The 260-nt window shown below is 68.1% G+C and carries 1 protein-coding gene; it reads left to right on the forward strand.

The window, feature by feature from the left end; all coding sequences use genetic code 11:
* The coding region (locus tag SB754_RS21105; protein WP_410784297.1) for an FAD-binding protein at positions 1–260 on the forward strand (260 nt) is incomplete at both ends.

The following is a 260-nucleotide window of genomic DNA, read 5'->3' on the forward strand; positions in this document are numbered from 1 at the left end:
GGCTGCCGTCGATGCATCACCAGTTCAAGGAGCTCGCCGATGTCGACATCACGGCCGAACCCATGGAGGTGGGCCCGACCTGTCACTACGTGATGGGCGGCATCGAGGTCGATCCGGACACCGGGGCCGCGCGCGTCCCGGGCTTGTTCGCGGCCGGTGAATGCTCGGGCGGTATGCATGGCTCGAATCGCCTGGGTGGCAACTCCCTCTCCGACCTGCTGGTGTTCGGGCGGCGGGCCGGACTCGGCGCCGCATCGTAT

This window comes from Leifsonia sp. SIMBA_070, from assembly GCF_046534635.1.
In the GTDB taxonomy this organism is placed as follows: domain Bacteria; phylum Actinomycetota; class Actinomycetes; order Actinomycetales; family Microbacteriaceae; genus Leifsonia.